Here is a 24521-nt window from a genome sequence, read left to right on the forward strand (position 1 = left end):
TCCTAATGTTGCAGGCTTATCTTAAGGCTGGCTTAAGGTGTATGTTTCATTGATTGCTCATGGAACCAAATCAATTATTTTATTATTACATGACCGGAGCCGATTTATGAGACTGCTAACAGTGATATTAATGATGTTAATATCATCCGTTATCAATGCAACAGCATCGCCACTGCCGGTGGATGAAGCATTTCGTTTGCAGATATTGAGTGCTGACGATCACAAACTGGTTGTCAGCTGGAATATTCATGATGGCTATTATCTTTATAAAGATCATATTGAAGCAACTGATATACAAGGCAACAAGCTGGTCATTGATGCGCCTGAAGGCATCATGAAAGATGACCCGACCTTTGGCGCGATGCAGGTTTATTTCAATCGCACCACTGTTTCGTTCGATCTGAAAAATGATCAACCGGTGACATTGACTTATCAGGGCTGCCAGAATGACGGTATTTGCTATCGTCCGGAAACCCGCACCATTGATCCGCTAACATTGGCTGCCAGCAATCCGTTTGGTGGAGGTGTCGCGCAATCTTCTTCTTCTGCTGCGGTGCAATGGAAAATGGAAGCGCCTGTAAATAATGCGCCTGTTGCAACCAGTTCAACTGCGCCAGCCTCTGCCTCAACCGATACTTTTCAGATTACCCAAGACAAAGGCATGATCCAGTCATTGCTGGAGCGTGGCGGGACTGGTTTCTTGCTGTTGAGCTTTCTGGCCTTTGGTATTTTGCTGGCATTCACCCCATGTGTTTTTCCGATGTATCCGATCGTGGCAGGTACTTTGGCGCGTGAAGGCGACAAGCTTACCCCAATGCGCGGCTTCTTGCTGACCTCGACTTATGTGGTGGCGCTGGCATTGGGCTTTGCATTGATCGGGGCAGTGGCCGGATGGTCGGGGCAAAATTTGCAAATGGCTTTGCAGTCGCCTTGGCTGGCACTGGCCGTTGCCATAGTCTTCGTCGTTCTGGCGCTTTCAATGTTTGGGCTTTATGAGTTGCAACTCCCAAGCAGCTGGATGAGTGCTGTCAGCCGCCGCACCGGTAGCGGCAAGGGCTCGCTTGGCTCTGCTGCCGTGCTGGGTTTTAGCTCTGTTTTGATTGTCGGGCCTTGTGTCACCGCACCTTTGGCTGGTGCGCTGCTTTATATTGCGCAGACCGCCAATGTAAGTTTGGGCGCTGCGGCACTTTTTGCGCTCGGCCTCGGTAAGGGAATTCCGCTGATCATTCTAGCCACTTTCGGCAGTTCAGTTTTGCCGCGTGCCGGTGGCTGGATGGAAAATGTCAAAACCTTGTTTGGTTTTGGCTTTCTCGCAACATCCATTTGGATGGCGGCACCTTTATTGCCACTGGGCGCTGATCTGTTCTTGTGGGCGATCTTGCTCTTTGCGTTCTCAGCCTATCTGTTTGCCAAAGAATGGCACCGCATTGGTTTCCGTGTGATTGCACGCACGGCTGCAACGACGGCCGTGGTCTATGGTGCCATCCTCATGCTTGGTGCTTCTCTGGGGGGTGTTGATCCGTTGAAACCTTTGGCGCCGCTTGTCGCTTCCGGCGGACAATCAGGTGCCTCTGTTCCGGCATTGCACTTTGCCAATGTCGGTTCATCACAGCAGTTGCAGACCAATTTGCAGCAGGCTAAGCAGGAGCGCCCGACACTGGTATATTTTACCGCCGACTGGTGCGTGGCTTGCCACACAATCGAACGCTCGGTTTTGACCGATATGGCTGTGCGTCGTGGTCTGACCGATTTTGATTTGGTCAAAGTGGATTTGTCCGATGTGACGCCTGAAAATGACAAGCTGATGCGCCAGCTTCGCGTCGCGGGGCCTCCGACAATGATTTTCTTTAATGAGCAATCAAAAGAAGTGGCTGATACGCGTCTGGTTGGTAATGTTACCACATCAACATTGACCAGTTCTGCTGCCAAAGCAGGCGGTGCCTGATATGAATGCTGTGTCGATGGGGCCTTTGGTGATGGATGGCAGCCGCTTTGCAGTGGTGCTGGCAATGGCTGCCTTTTTGATCATCACCGGCGTGATGAGCAGCAAAGTCGATCAGCGCTTTAATCGCTGGTCATGGATTGTACTGATTGGCACGGTGGTTGGAGCGCGTCTTGGCCATGTTGTTTTAAACTGGGAGAGTTTCTCTCAAGAGCCAATGCGGATTTTTGCGCTTTGGCAGGGTGGCTTTTATTGGCCCGGTGCAGCTGTTGCGATTGTGCTGGCGATTGTGTTTGCATTGCCATCAATGGTCTTGCGCTTTTGGGCACTGGTGCCGGTGGCATGTGCGGTCTTTGTTTGGAACGGTATCGGCATTTTAACTGGTGCAACGCAAGCCATTGCCTTGCCGCCGCAAAGTTTCCAAACTATGCAAGCGCAAGAATTCAGCTTTGGCCAGACGAGTGGCAAACCACTGGTGGTTAATCTCTGGGCAAGCTGGTGCCCGCCATGCCGCCGCGAAATGCCGATGATGGCGGATCTGGCCGCCAATAGTGATCAGGCAGAATTTATCTTTGCCAATCAAGGCGAGGGGCAGGCTGCAATCGAGAAATATTTGCAGCAACATAAGATAGAGTTGCCACAAATTATTATCGATCAGTTTTCTGATCTATCGCGCCATTACGGGGCACCCGGTTTACCTGCAACCCTATTTATCAGTGCCGACGGAATATTAAAATCTGCACATCTTGGCGAAATATCGCGCGAAACATTGCAATCAAATATCAATCGCCTCAGCAACTAAAGCTGAAAATAAGCACAGAATGAAGGACATCACTGTGACAATCACTTCACATATCAAAAACTACACCGGAAATATGGCCGGACGTTTGTTGGTGCTGGGCGTTTTGCCTTTGTTGCTCGCCGCCTGCAACACCACCAAGCCTGCAACCACAGCCGGTGCAACAGTTGCCGTGCCTTTGACGGCACCTGTTACACCGGTTGAAGCTGCCAAGCCTAAGGAAGAGCCGAAAACTGTTGAATTAAGCGGTTATGAGAAAATGTATGCGGCCGTTAACGACAATGGCAAAATCATTCCGGCGATTGATGTCTTCAAGGTTGAAAAGCGCAATCTGCGTCAGGAGGTTAATTATAAAACCTCGCATCCGGTTGGTACAGTGATTGTCGATCCTTACAAACGGCATCTTTATCTGGTGATGCCGAATGATCGCGCCATGCGTTATGCCGTCGGTGTGGGGCGCGCAGGTTTAGCATTTTCCGGCACAGCAGATATTGCGCGCAAAGCCTCATGGCCGCGCTGGACGCCAACACAAAATATGATCAAGCGTAATCCTGAACATTACGCAAAATATGCCAGCGGGTTGGAAGGTGGCGTCAGCAATCCACTTGGTGCGCGTGCCCTTTATTTGCACCGCAACGGGCAAGATACACTTTATCGCATCCATGGCACGAACCAGCCATGGACAGTCGGCAAGGCTGCATCATCCGGCTGTATCCGCCTGTTCAACCAAGATATTCTTGATCTGCACAAGCGCGTACCGGCAGGCTCCAAAGTGGTGGTGCTGAACCAGCAGGAATCCGGAAAAGGAGAATTTTGATATGTTGAACCGACGTCAGATTTTAGCAGCTTCCGTTGCTGGCACTGCGGGCATGATGCTTGGGACGGCAGCTTTTGCCCAGAATATGCCAAGCGTCAATGATGTGCTCTATGATCCGGAAATTCCCGTACTGGGAAACCCTAAAGGCGATGTCACAATTGTGGAATTTTTCGATTATCAGTGCCCTTATTGCAAAAAAGGGCATGGTGAATTGCTGGATGTGGTGAAACGTGACGGCAATGTCCGCCTTGTCATGAAAGACTGGGTGATCTTTGGTGAGACTTCCACTTATGCCGCAAATCTTGTTTTGGCAGCAGAAGAAAACGGCCAATATGTGAAGGCGATGGAAGCCTTGATGAAAACACCCGGTCGCCTGACCAAAGAGCAGGTGGATGCAGCTTTGAAAAAGGGTGGCCTCGATCCGGCAAAGCTTGAAGCCACCTATAAAAAACATGCCAGCAAGATCGACGGTATTTTGCAGCGCAATATGGCGCAGGGTGATGCCTTTAACTTTGGCGGCACACCGTCTTTCGTGATCGGCACCCGTTTATATGGTGGTGTGATGAAGGAAAAAGATTTGATCGAAGCCATTAAAATGGCGCGCGCCGGCTGATTCCTTGCAAGTCAGGCGAAGACTTAAAAAGGCAGGTGTGTGGAACGCCTGCCTTCCTATTTTGGTAAAGCTTGCGGTTCATTTCAATGTGCCGATGCTTTAGAAGTCTATGTGTAGTGAAATGAATCAGAGAGTTAAGCGATGAGCGTGACAATTTATGGGATTAAAAGCTGCGATACGATGCGCAAGGCCTTCAATTGGCTGGAGAGTGTGGGCATCGACTATAAATTTCACGATTATAAAAAAGAAGGTGTCGCTGAGGCTGATCTCAAGCAATGGGCAAGCCAGGTTGGTTGGGAAAAACTTCTGAACCGTGCCGGTACCACTTTTCGCAAATTACCTGAAGAAGACCGCGCTGATTTGAACGAGCAAAAAGCAATTCATTTGATGCTGGCACAACCATCGATGATCAAGCGTCCGGTTTTGATTAAAGACGATCAGATTATTGTCGGCTTCAAGCCTGAGCTTTACGAAGAGTTTTTCAAATAAGATGTGCAGTATAAGAAGAGTGGCTGGTTGGATAGCCGCTCTTCTTATGTGTTGCTAGCGGGAAAGTGCCGAGGTTTCCGCCAGATAATTTTGATAGCTGGTGCATTTTACATCCGGCTTGTCGCAAACCTCGCGTGCCAGACGCTCCATAGCGCGCCAATAAGCGCCATCATTCATCAGCACAAAATGAAAGCCCATCTGAAACGGTGCGCGTTTGCCATTATATTGTTTTTCAAAAGCTCTTTTGAAAGCCTGATAGCTGCGCTCTTCAAAGGCGGCGGATTGTTGCGGCTGCTCTTTACCCTTGGAGTGGCGCACATATAAATTATAGTCCATCGCGATAACGGGGCGCTTGGATGGCCCTTCCGGAATAAGCGGCAGGCCGAAAGTTGCCAAACCTTGCTTGATGGTCGGGCCCTCTGGAGCATTGGCAACACCCGATGCTTGATAAATAAAGCCGTTCTTTCTCAGCGCATCCTGCACTGGTTTATCATCGGATAAATAGGGCGCACGAAAGCCGGTAATTTTATTGGCGACAAAATCCTGCCATTCCGCCGGTTCTCCGGCAATGGCATTATCTTTATAAGCTTGGGCAGTGATCCGTTTGAATTCGTTGATCTCCTGATCCCAGTCTTTGGCGCTCCATGTTTTGCCGTCAAAATGGCCGCAGCCGTGACTGGCAATCTCATGGCCTTCCAGATGTGCCTGCCAGATATGTTCAAGGCGGGTTTCGACCTCTGGTTTGTCCATTGCAAAGCCTACATTGGAGCTGCCGCGTTTTAATTTGGGCGGCTGATACTGGCTGCGGTCGGCGCGCTGCAATAAAAAGACGCAGGAGAGAAAATAGGTAAATTTGACATCCGTCTGCTTGGCAAATTCGCGGCTTCTCGCCCACAAGGCATTGTCATGCGCGCCATCAAAAGAAATCAGCACATATTGGGTTTTGGGTTCTGCCGCTGTTGCAGCCATTGCGGTTTGGCTGAAAATCAAAACAAAGGCGGCGGCAAAATTGAAAAAATGCATTAACAAGGCCAATCATAGTTCGGACAGAATAGCGGACATAAAAAGCACGCACGGAAGATTTCTGTGTTCCTGATTCTTTTAAACGGGTTGTTATAACCGCATTTATAATGCAGATGTCGGTCAACAGGGCTGTTTTCTAGATGTTGAATGTGGCAAAGGTCAGGTCATTGATATCAGAGAATAATCAGACTTGTGGTGGAAGCGGCAGCTTATTTGTCTGTCGGGGCTTACAAATGCTGCAAATTCCGATTAAAAGCTCATTTAAGTTAAAGTGATCAGCTTTTTTACCGCTACTCTCAATCGGTATTAAAGCAAATAGAAACTCAAGGTTCGACGGCAGGTTCATGGCAGACGATAGCTTCATTCGCGAGGTAAATGAGGAACTCCGGTCCGATCAGGCAAAAGCAGTCTGGCGGCGGTTTGGTCCATTGATTATCGGTTGTGCAGTGGCCATTGTTTTGGGAACGGCTGCCAATGTCGGCTATACCAGCTGGACTGCAAGCAAGTCTTCTGCTTCGGGCGACAAGTTTTTGGCAGCGCTTGATCTGGCCTCTGAGGGCAAAAATGATGAGGCTTTAATCGCGCTCGATGATCTGGAAAATACCGGCTATGGTTCTTATCCGGCATTAGCGCAACTGCGTGCAGCAACTGTTCTTTTGCAAAAGGGCGATGCCAAAGCTGCCGTAGAAGCTTTTGATAAGGCTTCACAGGATAATGCAATTCCTGCACCTTTGCGTGATATGGCACGTTTGCGCGCAGCTTATATTCTGGTCGATAACGGCTCTTATGATGATGTGGCCAAACGCGTGGAGACACTGTCGGCAGACAGCAATCCGATGCGTCACAGTGCGCGTGAAACATTGGCATTGGCAGCATGGAAAGCTGGGCGCAATGAAGATGCGGCCAAACTGTTCAAGCAGAATGCTGATGATGCGCTTGCACCGCCTAATCTTCGCCAGCGCGCCAACACCATGCTCGATCTGATGCGTGGTGCAGGCACTTTGTCTGAAGGTTGATATTTTTACGAATAATGCCGCTGTTTGATGGACGGTATTAAAACAACGAAAAACGGGGCATCTGATGGCTTTGCTTTCAGGTGCTCTTATGACGATATGGGGAAAGCCCTTCAATGTCTTTTACTCTTGCTATTATCGGACGTCCGAATGTCGGCAAGTCAACTTTGTTCAACCGACTGGTCGGGCGCAAGCTCGCGCTGGTGGATGACCTGCCGGGCGTCACGCGCGACCGCCGGATGCATGATGCGAAACTTTATGATCTGATATTTCAGGTTATCGATACGGCAGGTTTGGAAGATGCAGCCAATGATACGCTGGAAGCGCGTATGCGTGCCCAGACAGAACTGGCAATAACCGAAGCCGACGCTATTTTGTTTGTTGTCGATGCAAAATCCGGTGTGACACCTGCCGATTTGACCTTTGGTGAAATGGTGCGCAAAGCCGGCCGTCCGGTTATTCTGGTTGTGAACAAAACCGAAGCGCGCGGCAGCCAGGGCGGCCTTTATGATGCCTATCAGCTCGGTCTTGGTGATCCATGGCCGATCTCTGCCGAACACGGTCTTGGTATGGCTGATCTGCGTGATGCTATTGTTGAGGCACTTGGTGAAGAGCGTGTTTTCGCCCGTCAAAAGGCAGAGGAAGCAGCCGCGGCGGCAGATGAAGCTTTTGCACCTGCGGTGGTCGGCTCGCTTATTGGGGATGATATTGAAGATCCTGATGCGGAAAATGTGCCGTCCTATGATCCGACCAAGCCATTGCGGATTGCCATTGTCGGGCGCCCGAATGCGGGTAAGTCGACACTGATCAATACTATGCTTGGTGAAGACCGTCTGCTGACCGGCCCCGAGGCTGGCATTACCCGTGATTCGATTTCGGTCGACTGGGAATGGCGTGGACGTCAGATCAAGCTCTTTGATACCGCCGGTCTTCGTCGCAAATCCCGCGTACAGGAAAAGCTCGAAAAGCTTGCGGTTTCTGATGGTCTCAATGCCATTCGCTTTGCGGAAGTTGTCATCATTGTTCTTGATGCGACTATTCCGTTTGAAAAGCAGGATTTGCAGATCGCCGATCTGATCATTCGTGAAGGTCGTGCGCCGGTCATCGCTTTTAACAAATGGGATTTGGTGGAAGACCGCCAGATGGTGCTCGCTGATCTTTACGAGAAAACAACCCGTTTGTTGCCGCAGGTGCGCGGTATCCGTGCTGTGCCGATTTCCGGTGAGCGCGGGCAGGGCATTGATAAGCTGATGGAAAATGTGGCGGTTACAGATGAAATCTGGAACCGTCGTATTTCAACCGGTAAGCTGAACCGTTGGCTGGAAGGAGTAATTACCCATCATCCGCCGCCAGCCGTTGCCGGTCGTCGTCTGAAGATCAAATATATGACGCAGATCAAGACACGCCCGCCGGGGTTTGTGGTTTCTTGCTCGCGTCCCGATGTGATGCCGCAATCTTATGTCCGTTATTTGATTAATGGTTTGCGTGACACATTCGATATGCCGGGGGTTCCAATCCGTTTGTCATTGCGTACATCGGAAAATCCTTATGCTCATAAGGCAAAGAAAAAGCGCTGATTTTAAGCTATTCTCAATGAGTTATAAGCTCCGGATTATTTTCCGGAGCTTTTTTTGTTTTTAAATTTAATTTATAAATTTTAGTAATTGCTCTTCGATATTTTTATAGTTTTAAAAACTTCGTACTTTATAATTACTTTAATAGTTTACTTAAATAAAACACTACATATAATGTAAAATTAAATAAATATACTTAATTTAATAAATGATTTACTAATATTACCGAGAGATTAATGTAATTTTGTTAACTATCCATCAAGGTTAATACTTCATTATCGGCGTCAGTTGAGTGAGTTCAGTGTTAATTGAGTGGAGAGTCCGGTGCGCTTTTTGTCACTGCGGAAATTTGGCCGCCGTTCCAAAGGCCTGTCACAGACAGAGTGGCAATATCCGGCTCAGGGTTATTGCCCTGAGGATGGGCGTTATTATTCCGTGCGCGCTTATCCGCGCGTTGAGCCGTCACGTCGAGGTATTGTCGCGCCAGCCATGATGGCGGCAGCGTTCAGTCTTCTCAGTACTACGGCGATTGCTTTTCAAGATATGGCAAGCCTTGTCACGTCATCTGAGCAGGGCGAAAACCGCTGGACGGCTTATATGACACCTGCGCCTGCAGGCTCCGTTCATAAGGCCGAAATGCAATTTGTTGATGCATCACTGATCACTGGTTCTGTTGCGGCGGCTGGCGTCAATGTTGAAGGAATTGGCAAGGTTGCCGTTGGGGGCGTGAATCGTCAGGCCAAGCTAGGTGTTGATGATCCAGATCCGGACGAGGGGCGTATTGTGCGCGGTGACAAGCAAGGGCGAATCGTCACGATTGCGCCAATTGCTCCGCATCGTGCTTTTAGCGCAGGCAGTTTGTTTGATCGTGTCAGTATGATTTCAAATCCTGCTGAAAAGACCGATGCGCTTATGCGCTTTGACAAATCGCCGATCGAAGGACAAGAAGTGGCCATAACCATGGCTTTTCACCGGCCGGTCGTAGCTAAGCCTAAAGTGCCGGTACCAACGATGCTGGCAAGCCTCATTACAAATGATACGCCTGATTCTCTGGCACTTGGTTATGCGCCGGTAAAACCTGATTATGCACGAAATTCACCTTTTGAAACGATTCTGACGCCGGATGAATCTGACGGGCGTTTTGTTCCGCCAATCGGTCCCAAAGATCACGCATGGGCTGCGGCACCTTTGCCTCCGAGCGCATTTGAGAAGAAAGAGCAGCAGTGTTTGGCCGAGGCTATCTATTATGAAGCCCGTGGCGAGACCGTTAAAGGGCAGGTTGGTGTTGCACAGGTTGTATTAAATCGTGTCAGAAATCCGGCTTATCCATCAACAATCTGCGGCGTCGTTTATCAAAATAAGAATATGTTGAATGCCTGCCAGTTTTCTTTCGCATGCGACGGACAAAAGCATCGTGTGACCGAAAAGGCTGAGTGGGAGATGGCAAAGCAAGTGGCAAAAACGGTTTCTGCGGGTCAGATTTGGTTGCCGGAAGTGGGGTCGGCCACGCATTACCATGCCACTTATGTCAGCCCCAAATGGGGGCCGACAATGGTGAAGGTGGCACAAATCGGGCTGCATATTTTTTATCGTACCCGCTATGGAGGCTGGAGCTGATTTTCAAGAGATTCGCGGCTATAAATATACTGTTTATGAATGTTGATCGCACGTTGCCAGATAAGTCATTGATATTATTTAATGAAAAACCTTCAAAGTGAAGTGTTTCTGCGCCTTGACTAGAAGGCCGCGTGCCAATATGTTGCGCGCAACTTGAAAGTGAGCTTTTTTCTCTTCTTACGCATATAAAGGAGGCTCTTTATGGCAAGCGATAAAGACCGCAAAACGCCATCAGGAACTGACGATGCAGCAGACGGGCAGCCAAGCTCATCTTCATCGAATTTTGCAGAACGCTTAAGCAAACTAGAGGCCGATTTGGTCAAAAAAGGGGCGCTTAAGAAACAAAATTCAAAGGACGGGCAATCTGAGAACTCAGCTCAAGTTGCGCAGGCCATGAAAATATCCAGCGAATTTATCGCCGGAATTCTTGTAGGCGCGCTAATTGGCTGGTTTATCGACCGGGTTGCTGCTACATCGCCTTGGGGGTTGATTATCTTCCTTTTGCTTGGCTTTGGAGCAGGTGTTCTGAATGTGCTGCGCGCTTCCGGTAAAGTCGCTGAAAAAGACGACTTTAGTTTAAGAGCGAAAAAGCGCGAAAAAGAATAGATATTGTCTTGGGCTATTGCTAAGACGCTTTTGACTAAATACGAAACTTGTGTAATGCATTTTTCGTGAGAGGCTTTTTAAAAAGCCGGTGACTTCAACGCCTGCGGGCAACGGACGATAGACGAGGTTAAGGTGGCAAACGATCCGATCCATCAGTTCCAAATTTCCCGGTGGATTCCTATCGACGTCGGCGGTGTCGACCTCTCTTTCACCAATGCATCAGCTTTTATGGTCGCAACTGTTGTTGTGGCTTCAGCATTTCTCTTCCTTTCTTCATCGGGTCGCGGACTTGTGCCAACCCGCATGCAGTCTGTGGCAGAAATGGCTTATGAATTTGTCGCGACAAGCTTGAGAGATTCTGCCGGATCAAAGGGGATGAAATTCTTCCCCTTTGTCTTTACGTTGTTCATATTCATTCTTGTCGCAAATTTCCTTGGTCTGTTTCCGTATTTCTATACAATCACAAGTCAGATCATTGTAACTTTTGCTCTGTCCTTGCTCGTCATCGGAACTGTGATTGTTTACGGTTTTTACAAGCATGGTCTGGGCTTTTTGAAGCTGTTCGTTCCGCAAGGTGTGCCGATGATTATCGTGCCGCTTGTTGTTGTGATTGAAATCATTTCGTTCTTGTCACGTCCGATCAGCCTTTCAGTTCGTCTTTTTGCAAACATGCTTGCAGGTCACATTACACTCAAGGTCTTTGCAGGCTTTGTTGTATCGCTGTCCTCGCTGGGTGCATTGGGTATCGGCGGTGCAATTCTGCCGTTGATCATGACCGTTGCAATCACTGCGCTGGAATTCCTGGTTGCATTCCTGCAGGCCTATGTCTTCACAGTCTTAACCTGCATGTACATCAATGATGCTGTACATCCTGGTCACTAAAAACTTCTCGCCGGCGGATTTCCGCCAGAACAGAAATCCGCATAGCTAATTAATCCAAAAGGAGCTCATCATGGAAGCGGAAGCAGCAAAATACATCGGCGCGGGTCTTGCCTGTTTCGGTATGGCCGGTACGGCCCTCGGTCTCGGCAACATCTTCGGCAGCTACCTTTCAGGTGCACTGCGTAACCCATCTGCAGCTGACAGCCAGTTTGGCCGTCTGGTGTTCGGTTTCGCTGTTACGGAAGCTCTGGGCATTTTCTCTTTGCTCATCGCGCTTCTGCTCTTGTTCGCTGTCTAAGATCGACGCAACAAATATGGCCTGACCGCGCTGTTCTTAAATTTAAGGATTATGCGCGGTCGGCTGTTGCATATGACGCCTGAGTGAAGAGGAAGATTGGATGTTCGTGTCCACGGCGTTTGCCCAAACAGCAACGGAAGCCCAGCCTGTTGAAGCTGTGCATACCGAAACCGGTATTGCCCATGAATCCGGCACGGGCGGCGTGTTTCCTCCGTTCGATTCTACCCATTACGCATCGCAGCTCTTGTGGCTCGCTATTACGTTTGGGCTTTTCTATTTATTCATGTCACGCGTGGTTGTACCACGTATTGGTGGCGTGATTGAAACTCGTCGCGATCGTATCGCACAGGATTTGGATCAGGCAGCCCGTTTGAAGCAGGACGCAGACAATGCGATCATTGCTTATGAAACAGAACTGTCACAAGCCCGTACCAAAGCCGCTGCAATCGGTAATGAAGCACGCGAAAAAGCGAAAGCAGAAGCTGAAGTAGAGCGTGCTGCTGTAGAAAAAGCTTTGGAAACCAAGCTTGAAAAAGCTGAAAACAGCATTGCAGAAATCAAGGCGAAAGCCATGAGCGATGTTGGTGCCATTGCTGAAGAAACCGCAGCAGATATTATTGATCAGCTGATCGGTACCAAGGTTGATAAATCAACGGTCACCGCTGCTGTCAAAGCAGTCAGCGCCTGAAGGAGACGATGATGGACGCTACGTTTTGGGCACTCGTCGGCCTCGTAATTTTTCTGGCTATTGTCGTTTATCTTAAAGTGCCTGCTATGCTTGCCAAATCTTTGGACGAGCGTGCAGAAAAAATCTCTAAAGAACTCGACGAAGCACGTACACTGCGCGAAGAAGCTCAGGCACTGTTGGCAGAATATCATCGCAAGCGCAAAGAAGCGGAAAAGGAAGCAAGCGACATCGTTGCTGCTGCTGGTCGTGAAGCCAATGCGATTGTTGAAGATGCCAAGCAGAAAACAGAAGAATATGTTGCACGTCGCAACAAGCTGGCTGAACAGAAGATTGCCAGCGCCGAAGCTGAAGCGATCAAAGAAGTTCGCACCACTGCTGTTGAATTGGCTGTGGCTGCCGCAAGCCGCATCGTTGCCGATAAGGTAGATGCCAAAGCTTCTGCGACATTCTTTAAAGACTCTCTTGAACAGGTTAAATCCCGTTTGAACTAAGAGTTTGATCAATTAAATTTTAAAACGCCATCTCTTCATTGAGGTGGCGTTTTTTATTTGTGCTGTAGAATTGTTACTTTTAAGCCCTTTCAGGGATTGGAGATGAGCAGCGCAGGGAAGGCTGCTTTGAAAGCTCAAATTCTATCCGATCTCAGCATTTGGTTCAGCGAATGAAACGGCCTTTGATCGGTGCAAATGTATAGCGGTGAAGACCGGGGATCGGGCCTGACGTTTCAATTGTATCACGATGTTTGGCTGTACCGTAACCCGCATGAACTTCAAAGCCATAGTCTGGATGGTGCTTGCCGGCTTGCTCCATCATACGGTCACGGCTGACTTTGGCAACTATGGAGGCAGCCGCAATAGAGACAGAACGCTGATCCCCCTTGATCAGTGCTTCAGCCTCACAGCTGAGGTGTGGGGGCACATCACGTCCATCTACAAGTGCATAGTCGATATTTACTGCCGAGGAAGCCACAGCGCGCTGCATGGCGGTGAGGGCGGCTTTACGGATATTGCTATTGTCGATGTCATCAGCACAAAGACTAACAACCGATACCGCCAATGCATCGCGTAAAATTATCTCAAAGAGTATGGCGCGTTTTGTAGCTGTAAGCCGTTTGGAATCATCTAGTCCTAAAGGCAGATTATCTGGATCCAGCACAACGGCTGCGGCGACCACTGGGCCTGCCAGTGGCCCGCGTCCGGCCTCATCAATACCTGCCACAAATTGACAGCCATTTTGATAAAGCCGATCCTCATTGGAAAAATCGGGCGTATAGTGGAGGAGAAGGGGTGATGAAGAATCAATAGTTTTACGAGCCATGAGGCAGAGTAGAGCACTTAACCGTTAAAAATAAACAACGGAGATGTTCATTCTTACATCATTGGTTGCTTCATTTCTTATCAAAACAATGAAAGCTGTGTGCCGCCTTCCTGCCGCGGGCTGAACAGATCGGAGCGCAAGCGTTTCTTGCTGGTGTTGAGCCCCAGTTTTTTGGCCGCAATCTCAAATCGTCTGCCGATTTGCCAGGCATAAGGGCCTTCGCCACGCATGCGCTTGCCCCATTCAGCATCATAATCTTTGCCGCCACGCATCGAGCGCAAAAGCGACAAGACATGCCGGTATTTGTCAGGATAGTTACGTAATAACCACTCTTTGAAAAGCGGTGCTACTTCCAATGGTAAGCGCAGCAAAACATAGCCGGCTTCTTCAGCGCCGGCAGCAGCAGCAGCATCCAGAATACGCTCGATTTCGTGGTCGTTAATACCTGGAATGACAGGCCCCAACATCGCTGATACGGGGATACCTGCTTGTGCCAGTTCACGCATGGTTTGCAGGCGCAATGTTGGCGTTGCAGCGCGCGGCTCCATCGTGCGGGATAGTTTGGCATCCATAGTCGTGACTGATAGTGCAACCTTGACCAGACCTTTTTGCGCCATACGGCTCAAAATGTCGATGTCACGGGTGATGAGGCCGGATTTTGTAACAATAGCGACGGGATGTTGCGCGTCTTCCAGCACTTCCAGCAGGCCACGCATAATGCGCCACTTTTTTTCAATCGGCTGATAAGGATCGGTATTGCTACCAATGGCAATGGTACGAGGGATATAACCGGCCTTGGATAGTTCACGCTGCAACAGATGCGGCGCATCCGGTTTTGCGAATAGTTTGGCCTCAAAATCAAGGCCAGCCGAGAGCCCCATATAACTGTGCGTCGGGCGTGCAAAGCAATAGATACAGCCATGTTCGCAACCGCGATAGGGATTGATGGAGCGATCAAAGCCTAAATCTGGCGAATCATTGCGGGTGATGATGGTGCGCGGTTTTTCTACCTGCACTTCGGTTTTAAATGGCTCCAGCTCTTCAAAGCTTTGCCACCCATCGTCAAAATCAGCACGTGAATATTGCTCGAAGCGACTTGACGGATTGATACCGGCAGCACGACCGCGCCTTCTGGATTGCTCAACCCGTAAGCCGTTTTCGGTGATTATGGCATTGGCATGTTCAGTACGCCCGCTGCTGAAAGCTGCTGTATCTGCTTGTTGAATAGCATCCATCGTCTTCTCCTTTGCGGAAAAGTGCCACCCTCTAGGGCGTTTCCTGATTATCTGATAGCTACGGACAAGATTTTAGAATCTGTACTCCGTCTGTTCTTTTATATATAGAGCAGAAATCAGAACATTACAAGAACAATATCGCCTGTTATTTTTTACGGCGCAAATGCTCGTCAAGGCGCGGCATTATCTCTACAAAATTGCAGGGCATGTGGCGGTAATCAAGCTGATATTGCAGGATTTCGTCCCAAGCGTCGCGGCAAGCTCCGCTTGAGCCGGGCAGGGCAAAGACGAAAGTTTGGTTTAATAATCCAGCCAGCGCACGCGATTGAATGGTAGAGGTGCCGATTTTTTCATAAGAAATGCGATGGAAAATAGTCGAGAAACCATCCATCCGTTTTTCAAACAGAGGTTCAAGTGCTTCCGGTGTCACATCGCGCCCGGTAAAACCTGTGCCGCCAGTGGTTATTATGACATCTATATCCGGTTGTTTTGACCATCTCGTGACGATGGTTCGGATGGCTTCGATATCATCGGGCACGATGGCGCGTTCAACGAGCTTGTGCCCTGCATCGCTTAGTCTTTGTTGCAATGTATCGCCGGACTTGTCGTCGGCCAGTGTACGCGTATCGGAGACGGTCAGAACTGCGATGCCGACGGGTATGAAACTGCGTTCATTGGCCATGGTGAACTCCCTTATCGGCTGCCATAGGTTTGAGTGGTGACTGCAAACCAATTAGGATGAGCTTGGCGAATTGCTTGCTTTGCCTTCTTCATAATATCCGGATTGGAAAAAACGGCAAAACAAGTGGCACCTGAGCCCGACATCTGGACAAAATCCGCACCCAAAGCTGCCAGTTCTTGCAAATGGGATTGCAATTGTGGTGCCAGGGTTTCAGCGGGCTTAAACAAATCATTACGGGTATTACGCAAATAGGCGCAGACCTCGGCGCTGGATTGAAACACCTTTGGCGGTGGCAAAGGCGGATTATCGCGTTTTTTGAGCGCTTTGAAAACAGTAGGCGTGGCAAGTGCTGTGCCGTCATTAATCAGTAGAATATGCAAAGCCGGAAATTGATTGAGAGGCCGAAGTTCTTCGCCAATGCCGCGCACCATCAGTGGTGCACCGCTTTTTTGGCTGTGCAGGCACATTGGCACATCAGCGCCCAGTTGCAAACCCAGTGCCAAAAGGGTTTCATCGGAGAGATCAAGTTGCCACAGCTCGTTGAGGGTGGTGAGAGCCGCTGCCGCATCGGTGGAGCCGCCGCCAATACCGGCAGCAATAGGCAGTTTTTTTTCCAGATGAATATGAACTGGTCTGCACTTTGCCGGATTTTGTGCGCGCAGCAGATCACGCGCTTTTAGCACCAGATTATCACCATTAAGCGGTATCAAAGGCGCATAATAACCACTGACGGTAAAATCATCATGATCGGCAGGGGAGACGAGAATGCGGTCGCCAAAATCACCAAAAGCGACGATCATTTCCAACTCATGATAGCCATTAGGACGTTGGCCGGTCACATGCAGCGCAAGATTGATTTTCACAGGTGCCAGACGGGAAATCGTAGCATTGTCTGCGATGGGGGCATAGCTCGTCATGAAAACAGTTTAATCCTTGCGAACGCGATATTCGCCGGTTTCCGGATCCTGCTCCAAGGTGCCATGAGCGCGGTTTTGCGCTTCTTTTTCTTCGCGGCGGACTTTCTTGGAAACCCGTACGGCTTCACGTTTGAAAGAGCGGTAAACATACCATGCAGCGGCTGCAATCAGCAGAAGAAAAATAATCTGAGGCATGGCTTACTTGTCCTTAAACCTTAATGCTCATGGGGCTTTATCTGCACTTATCAAATCAGATGGTGACTATGATAAGGCAGAGAAGAAGCGTTGCAATTCTTTTATTCTGTTTGCGCTTTAAAGGCCATAGCGCGACCAAAGTGCTTTTTCCTCAATTGTGGAAAGCATGACATCGCCGGTTTGTGACGCAACTTGTGCCAGAGCTTCACTCTTAAAGCCGATGGCGGGGAGCTTTTTGCCAAGGAGGCCGCGCTGCGGCTGGATAAGTTTCAGCTTGGTTTTAGCACCATAATGTTTCATCAAATGGCTGCGAATATCGCCAAGACCGTCAACGAGACCCAGTTCTTTGCCTTTAATGCCTGTCCAGAACAGACCGCTGAAAAGATCAGGGTCATCGCTTAATTTTGTGCCGCGACGCTCCAAAACCATATCGATAAAAGTTTTATGCACTTCCAGTTGCAGGGCTTTCAGGCGTTCAATATCGGCTTCTTTTTCCGGCAAAAACGGATCAAGTGATTCTTTGTTTTGACCAGCGGTATAAACGCGGCGCTCGACACCGATTTTCTTGATCAGTTCGGTAAAGCCGAATGATGAAGAAACCACCCCAATGGAGCCGACGATGGATGACGGGTCGGCAATGATTTCGTCGCCAGCGAGTGCAATCATATAGCCACCCGATGCTGCTACATCTTCGACAAAGACATAAACTTTTTTCTTCTTTTCTTCAGCTAATGCACGGATGCGCTGATAGATAAAGCGTGATTGTACGGGAGAACCGCCCGGCGAATTGATGGTGATTGCCACTGCGGGCGCGAGCTTGTCTTCAAAGGCTTTTTGCAGCTCACCCGCCACACTTTCCAAAGAAAGGCTTGGGCGCAGACTGTTGCCACCACTCATAATGGCGCCATGCAAACGCACCACAGGAATTTCAACATGTTTCGTGCGAAAACGACGCGGAATGATGCGGGCGATAAATTTAACCAAAATGAGGGCTCCGTGAGCAGAATAGGGCAGGTATAAACAACTACATTGTCTGTGCAGATTTCTTATTTAGGAAGCAAATTTGAAAACGCAAAGAAAAACGCCCGACCAGTGCATTGATCGGGCGTTTTTTATCCATTTATTGTTTAAATGCGCGTTTTTGTTGGTGCAACACGTAACAGCAGATAGCCGATTACTGCGGACAGGCCGGAGCCCATCAAAACGCCAAGCTTGGTTTCTGTCTGCATCAGTTCGGACGGGAACGACAATAAGCCAATAAAGATACTCATGGTGAAACCAATACCGCAGAGAATGGCAACGCCATAAAGCTGCAACCAGGTGGCACCCATTGGCTTTTGTGCAAGGCCCAATTTGATGGCCAGCCATGCGGCACCAAAAACACCGATCTGCTTACCGATGAACAAGCCGCCGGCAATGCCGAGGGTCAGGCTGTCGGTGACGACGTCCATATTGATGCCGGTGAAGGAAATACCCGCATTGGCAAAACCGAAAATCGGTACAATCAGGAAGGCAACCGGCTTTGCCAGCGCATGTTCCAGAATATGCAATGGGGACGACATATTGTCAGGACTGCCCGGTGCCGGCTTCAACGGGATAGTCAAAGCGGTAATCACACCTGCAACCGTTGCATGCACACCGGAATTCAGTACGAAGAACCACAAAAAAGCACCAACTACCAGATAAGGCAGGATTTTCATTACGCCCATGCGGTTCATGGCAAAAAGCATGATCGCGGCACCGGCAGCGGCACCCAAATATGGCAGCGAGATTTCAGCCGTATAGAAAACAGCAATAATCGCAACTGCTGCCAGATCATCGAGGATCGCAAGGGTTGCCAAAAACACTTTCAGGCTGGTCGGTACGCGTGAGCCAAGCAGCGATAAAACACCAAGTGCGAAAGCAATATCGGTGGCGGAAGGCACCGCCCAGCCGCGCACTTTAGCCGGATCATCAAAGTTCATCCATGTGAAAAGCAGGGCGGGAACAATGACGCCGCCCGCTGCGGCCAAACCCGGCAACATGCGATTCGGCCAGCTGGCCAATTGGCCGTCGACAAATTCACGTTTGATTTCCAAACCGACGAGCAGGAAGAAGACGGCCATCAACAGATCATTGATCCATTCCAGCACGCTTAAAGGGCCAAGTTTGGTGGCAAGGCCGCCAAAATAAGCACTGGCAATAGGTGAGTTGGCGACCACAAGCGCAAGAGCGGCTGCTGCCATCAAAGTGACGCCACCGGCGGATTCTGCATCGAGAAACCGACGCAGCATGGATGGCGGGCGGACGGGCTGGGAATTATGATTCATCAGTCAGAGTGCCTGTAGTTATTTTTTGCGTGGAATGGCTTAAAAGCCGTCATAAAAGACTAGTGAGACCGTTATTAATGGCAATAGCGCGTTCTGTGAAGCTGTTGCCGGTATTTTCGTGCAAGTTTAGCCCCGGTTCGAAGTTTAACGGAGCCTTGCTGCCCTTCACGCCAATCAAGATAAGGCGGATTGCAGGCGCTTGCGGTCGGGGGTGGATAGGGATGATCCGTATGGCGCCAAACCGTGCCGATAATGCGGTGAGAATGGTATAAAGTGAGGCCGGACGGGCAATAATCGCCACAGAGCCGCCTGGCTTTACAATCGCTGCCGCGGTTTTAACCCATGTCTCAAACATGTCGGGTGGCATCACATGGGCTTCGGCTTTAAGTGCGTGTGGTGTCGAGCGATCAGCGGCCGAATTGAATGGCGGGTTCATGATCGCAAAATCAAAATAATTACTTGTAAGACCAGCTTCTTCGCGTTTTTTACCCGTCAAAGACACATCTGCATTGAGTAAAGACAAACGCGGCGCCAAACCGGCATTGACTTCCAATGCCATGGATTTGTGGGCAAATTCCGCCATCAGTTCAGAGCGTTCAATCAGTGTCACTTGTGCTTGCTCGCAGCGTGCTGCAACGGCAAATCCGGCAGCACCCGCACCGGCACCAAGATCGGCGACACGCCCGCTAAATCCATCCGGCACTGAGGCTGCCAGCATCATGGCATCAACACCGGAACGGTGGCCTTTCAAGGCCGGCTGAATGAGATGAAAGCGGCCGCGATGAAAAACGTCTTCTGTCTCGCCTAAAGTTTCCAAGCTTGTCATTTCAGGCATAAATTATTGTCGCAATTCAGTTTCGATACCGGCATCGATCAGACATTGTCTGGCGCGTTCTTTTTCAGATGCTTCTACCATCAGGCGACGTGGCAAAATGCCGAGTGAACCTTCAATGATGCTCATATTCGTATCGGCAATAAAATAGCCGATATCCGCCTCTTTCATCAAGGCTTCGGCAAAAGACAACAGAACCGGATCATTGGTGCGCAATAATTCATACATGGTTTTCAAGCGCCTTTTGTCATATTTTTAATATCTGGCATATTTTATTCACCTGATGCCGGATTTATTGATTTATATCACTGTGCCGACAATTAGTAGCGTTGACAACATGTACCCGACGATGTTGTGAACAGCTTAACAATGAATTATAGCGCAGAGTATAGAAATTTGCTGCTTGAGCATTAAGAGACGCTTGAATAATGTATGCGCGCATACAGGAGTAATGACATTGGGTGTGGTTCTCAACATCGGCGATACAAAAACGAATACTGGTTCGGTTCAGCCTTTGATCGACCTGACCAAAGCCGATATGGCACGGGTAAACGAATTTATTCTGGCACGGGCCGGTTCTGATGTCGAAATGATTCCTGAAGTGGCGAACCATCTGATCTCGTCAGGCGGTAAAAGATTGCGCCCGATGATGACATTGGCAACGGCCAGAATGTTCGGTTATGAAGGCACTGGTCATATCAGCCTCGCAACGTCGGTGGAATTTATGCACACTGCCACGCTTTTGCATGATGATGTGGTGGATGAAAGTGATTTACGCCGCGGCAAAAGTACAGCGCGCATGATCTGGGGTAATCAGGCTAGTGTTCTGGTTGGTGACTTCCTGCTTGGTCAGGCTTTCAAGATGATGGTTGATGTAGGCTCGCTCGAAGCGCTCGACGTGTTGGCAACTTCTGCCTCCGTTATCGCCGAAGGTGAGGTTATGCAATTGGCTGCTGCCAAAAACATGGACACCACGGAAGAAGAATATTTAGCCGTTATTAAAGCCAAAACAGCAGCGCTTTTCTCGGCCGCTGCTGAAGTGGGCCCAATCATCGCCGATGCCGGTGATGAGGCACGCAAAGCTTTAAGCTCTTACGGTCTTAATCTTGGTCTTGCCTTCCAGCTGATTGATGATGCACTTGATTATGGCGGCAGTGCTGCGGATTTGGGTAAAAATACCGGTGATGATTTCCGTGAAGGCAAAATCACCATGCCGGTTTTGCTGGCCTATAATCGTGGTTCTGATGAAGAACGCGCGTTCTGGAAACAAGCAATGGAAGAGGGCAATAATGACGATGCCGCTCTTGCCAAAGCGACCGAACTGATGGTGAAAGCCAACTCCATTGCTGACACTGTACAACGTGCGCGTGACTTTGGGGAAATGGCGCGTGAAGCGCTGAAGTCATTGCCAAATGGTGCTCATAAAGATGCACTGATGGACGTTATTGATTTTTGTATCAGCCGCGTGAACTGATTTTTTACGCTGCCTCACAGCTTAGTGAGGCAGTGACATCACCGCAAAAAAGCCATTGTTTGAAGTCCAGCTAGGTCTGACTTTAAAATGAGAGGTTCATATGCGGATAAAAAGCCGGAAGCGACGGTTGTCAGGCAGGATTTTTCATTTAACAATCTTGCTGACAGAATAAAAAAGGATAGTTTGGAATGCGGCGCCGCCCAGTTTTACGTCCTCTTTATGCAGCTTTGAGCATTTTGCTCTCCGGTGCTGTGTTACCCGTTTCCGGTCATGCTTCGACAAACAACTCTGTGTCGCAAGCGGAGCCTTATAAATCCATTCGCGTGGGTTCTTTCGCTGGTGCTTATCTGGCAGGCCGCGTTGCTGAAAATGATAATAATATGCCTGCAACGATTGATTTTTATCGTCAGGCATTGGCATTTGATCCGGGCAATTTGCAGTTAAAGCAGGATTTGATGCTGGCTTTGCTCACCAATGGCCAGTTTGAAGAAGCGCTGCCTTGGGCAAAAGAGCTGCAAAACAATCCGGAAATTGAACGTTTTTCCCGTCTTGCTCTGGCGGTTGATGCCATTTCGCGCAAACAATATCGGCAAGCTCGTCCATTGCTGGATTACTCTGTGCAGTCCGACATGGATAAACTGTCCTCACAGCTGATTAAAGCTTGGGCAAATTATGGTGCCGGTAATCCAAAAAATGCAGCTGCCGCTATTGAAGCGATCAAAGGGCCGCAATGGTTTAAGCTGTTTCGCACATATAATTCGGCTTTGATGGCGGATTTGTCCGGACAGGTGAAGGCCGCTGAAGGTTTTTATCAAAAAGCAGTGGCCGATAAAGCCGGTGGCGGTGCTGCCCCTGATACTTACGAACGCATCGTCATTTCTTATACAGGTTTTAAAGCGCGTCATGGCGATATCAAAGGTGCGATTGAGATTTTGAAGAGTGCTGAAGAATTGCTGACCGGACGCAAAACTTTAGCCGAGATGCGTTATACGCTTGAAGCAGGCAAAGTGCCTGAACGCTTGATTGCCAACCCGCAACAGGGTGCGGCAGAAGTTTTATATTCGCTTGGCACGGCGATTAATCGCAGCGGTGCAGAAGCTTTTGCTAAATTATATTTGCAGATGTCACTGCCATTGCGTCCCGATGATGATGCGACATTGTTCCAGCTTGGTGATATTTCAGCGAAATTACGCCAGCCGGAAAGTGCGATTGATTATTATGGCCGAGTGCCGGAAAGTTCCTTTTATCGTAATGATGCCGAGATGCAGCTGGCGTTGAATTTGGCGGAAAGCGAAAGAGAAAAAGAAGCGATTGCACATCTGACCGCTTTGCTGGAGCGCGACAAAAAGGATATGCGCACCTATCTGGCCTTGGGCAGTGTTTATGCGCAGGCAAAAGATTATGCCAATTCAGCCAAGACCTATGATCAGGCTGTCGCCTTAATTGAAAAACCGGAGCGTGCAGATTGGACGATCTATTTTCAGCGCGGCATTTCTTATGAACGCTTGAAAGAATGGGAAAAGGCCGAGCCTAATTTTAAGCAGGCTTTGGAATTGTTCCCGGATCAGCCGCAGGTATTGAATTATCTGGGTTATTCATGGGTTGATATGGGTATCAATCTTGAAGAAGCACTGGATATGATCCGCAAGGCTGTCGAATTGCGTCCGCAGGATGGGTATATTACAGATTCGCTCGGTTGGGCTTATTATAAGCTCGGGCGCTATGATGACGCCGTGGCAGAGCTTGAAAAGGCGGTTAAACTGCGCCCTGAAGATGCGACAATCAATGACCATTTGGGCGATGCTTATTGGCAGGCCGGACGTCAGTTGGAAGCCACTTTCCAGTGGAACCATGCGATTGCCGGTAAACCGGAACCGGAAGAACTTGCCAAGATTGAGGAAAAACTCAAAAAGGGCTTAAGCGCTCTGGAAAATCCGGTCAAAGCGGATACACCGGAAGATGATAAGCCGGAACCGAAGCTTTAACTCAATTTTTCACGACATTGACAGGCTCGGTTCAGCTAAGGCTTGACCCATGCAGGCGGACAATTTAGACCGAGCTATTCTCTTGAAACACAGACGAGGCCCGTACGTGACCACCACGCTGCCTGACCACATGCATCCGACCCGCTCTTTTCAGGGCTTTATCATGGCGCTCCAGAATTACTGGGCGAACCATGGCTGCACTATTTTGCAGCCATATGACATGGAGGTCGGCGCAGGGACGCTGCATCCGTCCACCACATTGCGTGCGCTGGGGCCTAAACCTTGGAATGTCGCCTATGTGCAGCCTTCACGCCGCCCAAAGGATGGCCGCTACGGTGAAAATCCCAACCGTATGCAGCATTATTACCAGTATCAGGTGCTGCTAAAACCAAGCCCGCCAAATTTGCAGGAGCTTTATCTGGGCTCGCTGAAGGCGATTGGTATTGATACCGAATTGCACGACATCCGCTTCGTGGAAGACGACTGGGAAAATCCAACCACTGGCTCTTGGGGTTTGGGTTGGGAATGCTGGTGCGACGGCATGGAAATTTCGCAGTTCACTTACTTCCAGCAGGTTTGCGGCATTGAATGTTCGCCTGTTGCGGGTGAGCTGACCTATGGTTTGGAACGTCTTGCCATGTATGTGCAGGGCGTCGATAATGTTTATGATTTGAATTTCAATGGTTTGGAAGGTCAGGACAAGGTCACTTATGGCGATGTGTTCTTGCAGACCGAGCAGGAATATTCGCGTTACAATTTCGAGATCGCCAATACGGATATGCTGCACCAGCATTTTGAAGATGCGGAAGCAGAATGTAAGGCCGTTTTGGATTTTGGAGTAACACAAGAGGCGGGGAGTGCTGAAGGTACGACAGGGAAACTACACAAGTGCGTGTTCCCGGCCTATGACTATGCGATTAAAGCATCGCATATTTTCAACTTGATGGATGCACGTGGTGTCATCTCGGTGACTGAACGTCAGAGCTATATCTTACGTGTTCGCAATCTTGCGCGCCAATGTGGTGAAGCCTTCTTGCAGACCGAAGCCGGTGGCGTAAATTATAAAAATGAGACACGCTGATGCCTGATTTATTACTTGAGTTATTTTCCGAGGAAATTCCGGCACAGCCGTTCGCCCGCCGCGTAGCGAGGACGGACAAAGAAGAAAATAAGCATGCGGAGGGCGCACGCTGATGCCTGATTTACTATTAGAA

General features: G+C 49.3%; 26 protein-coding genes. 16 read left to right on the top strand and 10 right to left on the bottom strand.

Annotation, left to right across the window (positions count from 1 at the left end):
- Positions 1-106: 106 nt before the first annotated feature.
- The 5 genes from dsbD to ACI0FR_RS04220 all read left to right on the top strand — a co-directional run bounded on the left by dsbD (position 107) and on the right by ACI0FR_RS04220 (position 4660).
- A complete protein-coding gene (gene dsbD / locus ACI0FR_RS04200; protein WP_404906457.1) occupies positions 107-1945 on the top strand; it encodes a protein-disulfide reductase DsbD in 1839 nt (612 codons plus the stop codon).
- Between the two features lies 1 nt (position 1946).
- Entirely contained in the window at positions 1947-2744 is a 798-nt protein-coding gene (locus ACI0FR_RS04205; protein WP_404906456.1) for a prolipoprotein diacylglyceryl transferase family protein, read from the top strand.
- Positions 2745-2778: 34 nt separating this feature from the next.
- Positions 2779-3558 (top strand): L,D-transpeptidase, encoded by a 780-nt coding sequence (locus ACI0FR_RS04210; RefSeq protein ID WP_374829743.1) that lies wholly within the window; start codon positions 2779-2781, stop codon positions 3556-3558.
- Position 3559: 1 nt separating this feature from the next.
- Positions 3560-4171 (top strand): DsbA family protein, encoded by a 612-nt coding sequence (locus ACI0FR_RS04215; RefSeq protein WP_374829745.1) that lies wholly within the window; start codon positions 3560-3562, stop codon positions 4169-4171.
- Between the two features lie 141 nt (positions 4172-4312).
- Entirely contained in the window at positions 4313-4660 is a 348-nt protein-coding gene (locus tag ACI0FR_RS04220) for an ArsC family reductase (protein ID WP_374829747.1), read from the top strand.
- 54 nt (positions 4661-4714) lie between these two features.
- On the opposite strand, the gene ACI0FR_RS04225 is transcribed toward ACI0FR_RS04220, so the two are convergent.
- Positions 4715-5683, bottom strand: coding sequence for a polysaccharide deacetylase family protein (locus tag ACI0FR_RS04225; RefSeq protein ID WP_404906453.1), 969 nt, complete (start codon positions 5681-5683; stop codon positions 4715-4717).
- 344 nt (positions 5684-6027) lie between these two features.
- Between ACI0FR_RS04225 and ACI0FR_RS04230 the strand changes: the two genes are divergently transcribed.
- The 8 genes from ACI0FR_RS04230 to ACI0FR_RS04265 all read left to right on the top strand — a co-directional run bounded on the left by ACI0FR_RS04230 (position 6028) and on the right by ACI0FR_RS04265 (position 12852).
- On the top strand, positions 6028-6699 hold the full coding sequence (locus ACI0FR_RS04230) for a tetratricopeptide repeat protein (protein WP_374829751.1): 672 nt from the start codon (positions 6028-6030) through the stop codon (positions 6697-6699).
- A gap of 113 nt (positions 6700-6812) precedes the next feature.
- The gene (gene der, locus ACI0FR_RS04235) at positions 6813-8273 is read left to right on the top strand and encodes a ribosome biogenesis GTPase Der (protein ID WP_404906451.1); all 1461 of its coding nucleotides are present in this window, start codon (positions 6813-6815) and stop codon (positions 8271-8273) included.
- Positions 8274-8594: 321 nt separating this feature from the next.
- Positions 8595-9887 carry a cell wall hydrolase gene (locus ACI0FR_RS04240; protein WP_374829755.1) on the top strand — a complete coding sequence of 431 codons (1293 nt, stop codon included), beginning with the start codon at positions 8595-8597 and terminating at the stop codon, positions 9885-9887.
- 201 nt (positions 9888-10088) lie between these two features.
- The gene (locus tag ACI0FR_RS04245; RefSeq protein ID WP_404906450.1) at positions 10089-10493 is read left to right on the top strand and encodes an AtpZ/AtpI family protein; all 405 of its coding nucleotides are present in this window, start codon (positions 10089-10091) and stop codon (positions 10491-10493) included.
- A gap of 132 nt (positions 10494-10625) precedes the next feature.
- On the top strand, positions 10626-11375 hold the full coding sequence (locus ACI0FR_RS04250) for a F0F1 ATP synthase subunit A (protein ID WP_404906449.1): 750 nt from the start codon (positions 10626-10628) through the stop codon (positions 11373-11375).
- Positions 11376-11445: 70 nt separating this feature from the next.
- Complete coding sequence (locus tag ACI0FR_RS04255; RefSeq protein WP_007632966.1) at positions 11446-11673, top strand: F0F1 ATP synthase subunit C; 228 nt, start codon at positions 11446-11448, stop codon at positions 11671-11673.
- 100 nt (positions 11674-11773) lie between these two features.
- Complete coding sequence (locus ACI0FR_RS04260) at positions 11774-12361, top strand: F0F1 ATP synthase subunit B (RefSeq protein WP_374829761.1); 588 nt, start codon at positions 11774-11776, stop codon at positions 12359-12361.
- Between the two features lie 11 nt (positions 12362-12372).
- The gene (locus ACI0FR_RS04265; protein ID WP_374829763.1) at positions 12373-12852 is read left to right on the top strand and encodes a F0F1 ATP synthase subunit B; all 480 of its coding nucleotides are present in this window, start codon (positions 12373-12375) and stop codon (positions 12850-12852) included.
- 163 nt (positions 12853-13015) lie between these two features.
- On the opposite strand, the gene ACI0FR_RS04270 is transcribed toward ACI0FR_RS04265, so the two are convergent.
- The 9 genes from ACI0FR_RS04270 to ACI0FR_RS04310 form a co-directional block, all read right to left on the bottom strand.
- Positions 13016-13678: a ribonuclease HII gene (locus ACI0FR_RS04270; RefSeq protein ID WP_404906448.1), complete on the bottom strand. Its 663-nt coding sequence runs from the start codon at positions 13676-13678 to the stop codon at positions 13016-13018.
- Between the two features lie 80 nt (positions 13679-13758).
- Positions 13759-14913 (bottom strand): PA0069 family radical SAM protein, encoded by a 1155-nt coding sequence (locus tag ACI0FR_RS04275; RefSeq protein WP_404906447.1) that lies wholly within the window; start codon positions 14911-14913, stop codon positions 13759-13761.
- Between the two features lie 145 nt (positions 14914-15058).
- Positions 15059-15595, bottom strand: a complete 537-nt coding sequence (moaB, locus tag ACI0FR_RS04280; protein ID WP_374829769.1) for a molybdenum cofactor biosynthesis protein B — start codon at positions 15593-15595, stop codon at positions 15059-15061.
- A gap of 11 nt (positions 15596-15606) precedes the next feature.
- Positions 15607-16512: a 4-(cytidine 5'-diphospho)-2-C-methyl-D-erythritol kinase gene (locus ACI0FR_RS04285; RefSeq protein WP_404906445.1), complete on the bottom strand. Its 906-nt coding sequence runs from the start codon at positions 16510-16512 to the stop codon at positions 15607-15609.
- A 9-nt stretch (positions 16513-16521) separates the two neighbouring features.
- Positions 16522-16707: a hypothetical protein gene (locus tag ACI0FR_RS04290; RefSeq protein WP_374829773.1), complete on the bottom strand. Its 186-nt coding sequence runs from the start codon at positions 16705-16707 to the stop codon at positions 16522-16524.
- A 117-nt stretch (positions 16708-16824) separates the two neighbouring features.
- Positions 16825-17691, bottom strand: coding sequence for a S49 family peptidase (locus ACI0FR_RS04295; RefSeq protein ID WP_404906444.1), 867 nt, complete (start codon positions 17689-17691; stop codon positions 16825-16827).
- Between the two features lie 143 nt (positions 17692-17834).
- Positions 17835-19016: a Na+/H+ antiporter NhaA gene (gene nhaA, locus ACI0FR_RS04300; RefSeq protein ID WP_404906442.1), complete on the bottom strand. Its 1182-nt coding sequence runs from the start codon at positions 19014-19016 to the stop codon at positions 17835-17837.
- 49 nt (positions 19017-19065) lie between these two features.
- Positions 19066-19842: a tRNA1(Val) (adenine(37)-N6)-methyltransferase gene (locus ACI0FR_RS04305; protein ID WP_374830491.1), complete on the bottom strand. Its 777-nt coding sequence runs from the start codon at positions 19840-19842 to the stop codon at positions 19066-19068.
- A 12-nt stretch (positions 19843-19854) separates the two neighbouring features.
- Positions 19855-20076, bottom strand: coding sequence for a putative signal transducing protein (locus tag ACI0FR_RS04310; protein WP_374829779.1), 222 nt, complete (start codon positions 20074-20076; stop codon positions 19855-19857).
- A gap of 229 nt (positions 20077-20305) precedes the next feature.
- Here ACI0FR_RS04310 and ACI0FR_RS04315 point away from each other — a divergent pair, with 229 nt between their 5' ends.
- The 3 genes from ACI0FR_RS04315 to ACI0FR_RS04325 all read left to right on the top strand — a co-directional run bounded on the left by ACI0FR_RS04315 (position 20306) and on the right by ACI0FR_RS04325 (position 24388).
- Positions 20306-21322, top strand: coding sequence for a polyprenyl synthetase family protein (locus tag ACI0FR_RS04315; protein WP_404906669.1), 1017 nt, complete (start codon positions 20306-20308; stop codon positions 21320-21322).
- Positions 21323-21510: 188 nt separating this feature from the next.
- Positions 21511-23307 (top strand): tetratricopeptide repeat protein, encoded by a 1797-nt coding sequence (locus ACI0FR_RS04320; protein WP_404906441.1) that lies wholly within the window; start codon positions 21511-21513, stop codon positions 23305-23307.
- A 130-nt stretch (positions 23308-23437) separates the two neighbouring features.
- On the top strand, positions 23438-24388 hold the full coding sequence (locus ACI0FR_RS04325) for a glycine--tRNA ligase subunit alpha (RefSeq protein WP_404906668.1): 951 nt from the start codon (positions 23438-23440) through the stop codon (positions 24386-24388).
- Positions 24389-24521 lie beyond the last annotated feature (133 nt).

Source organism: Paenochrobactrum sp. BZR 201-1 (assembly GCF_044987585.2).
Lineage (GTDB): Bacteria > Pseudomonadota > Alphaproteobacteria > Rhizobiales > Rhizobiaceae > Paenochrobactrum > Paenochrobactrum pullorum.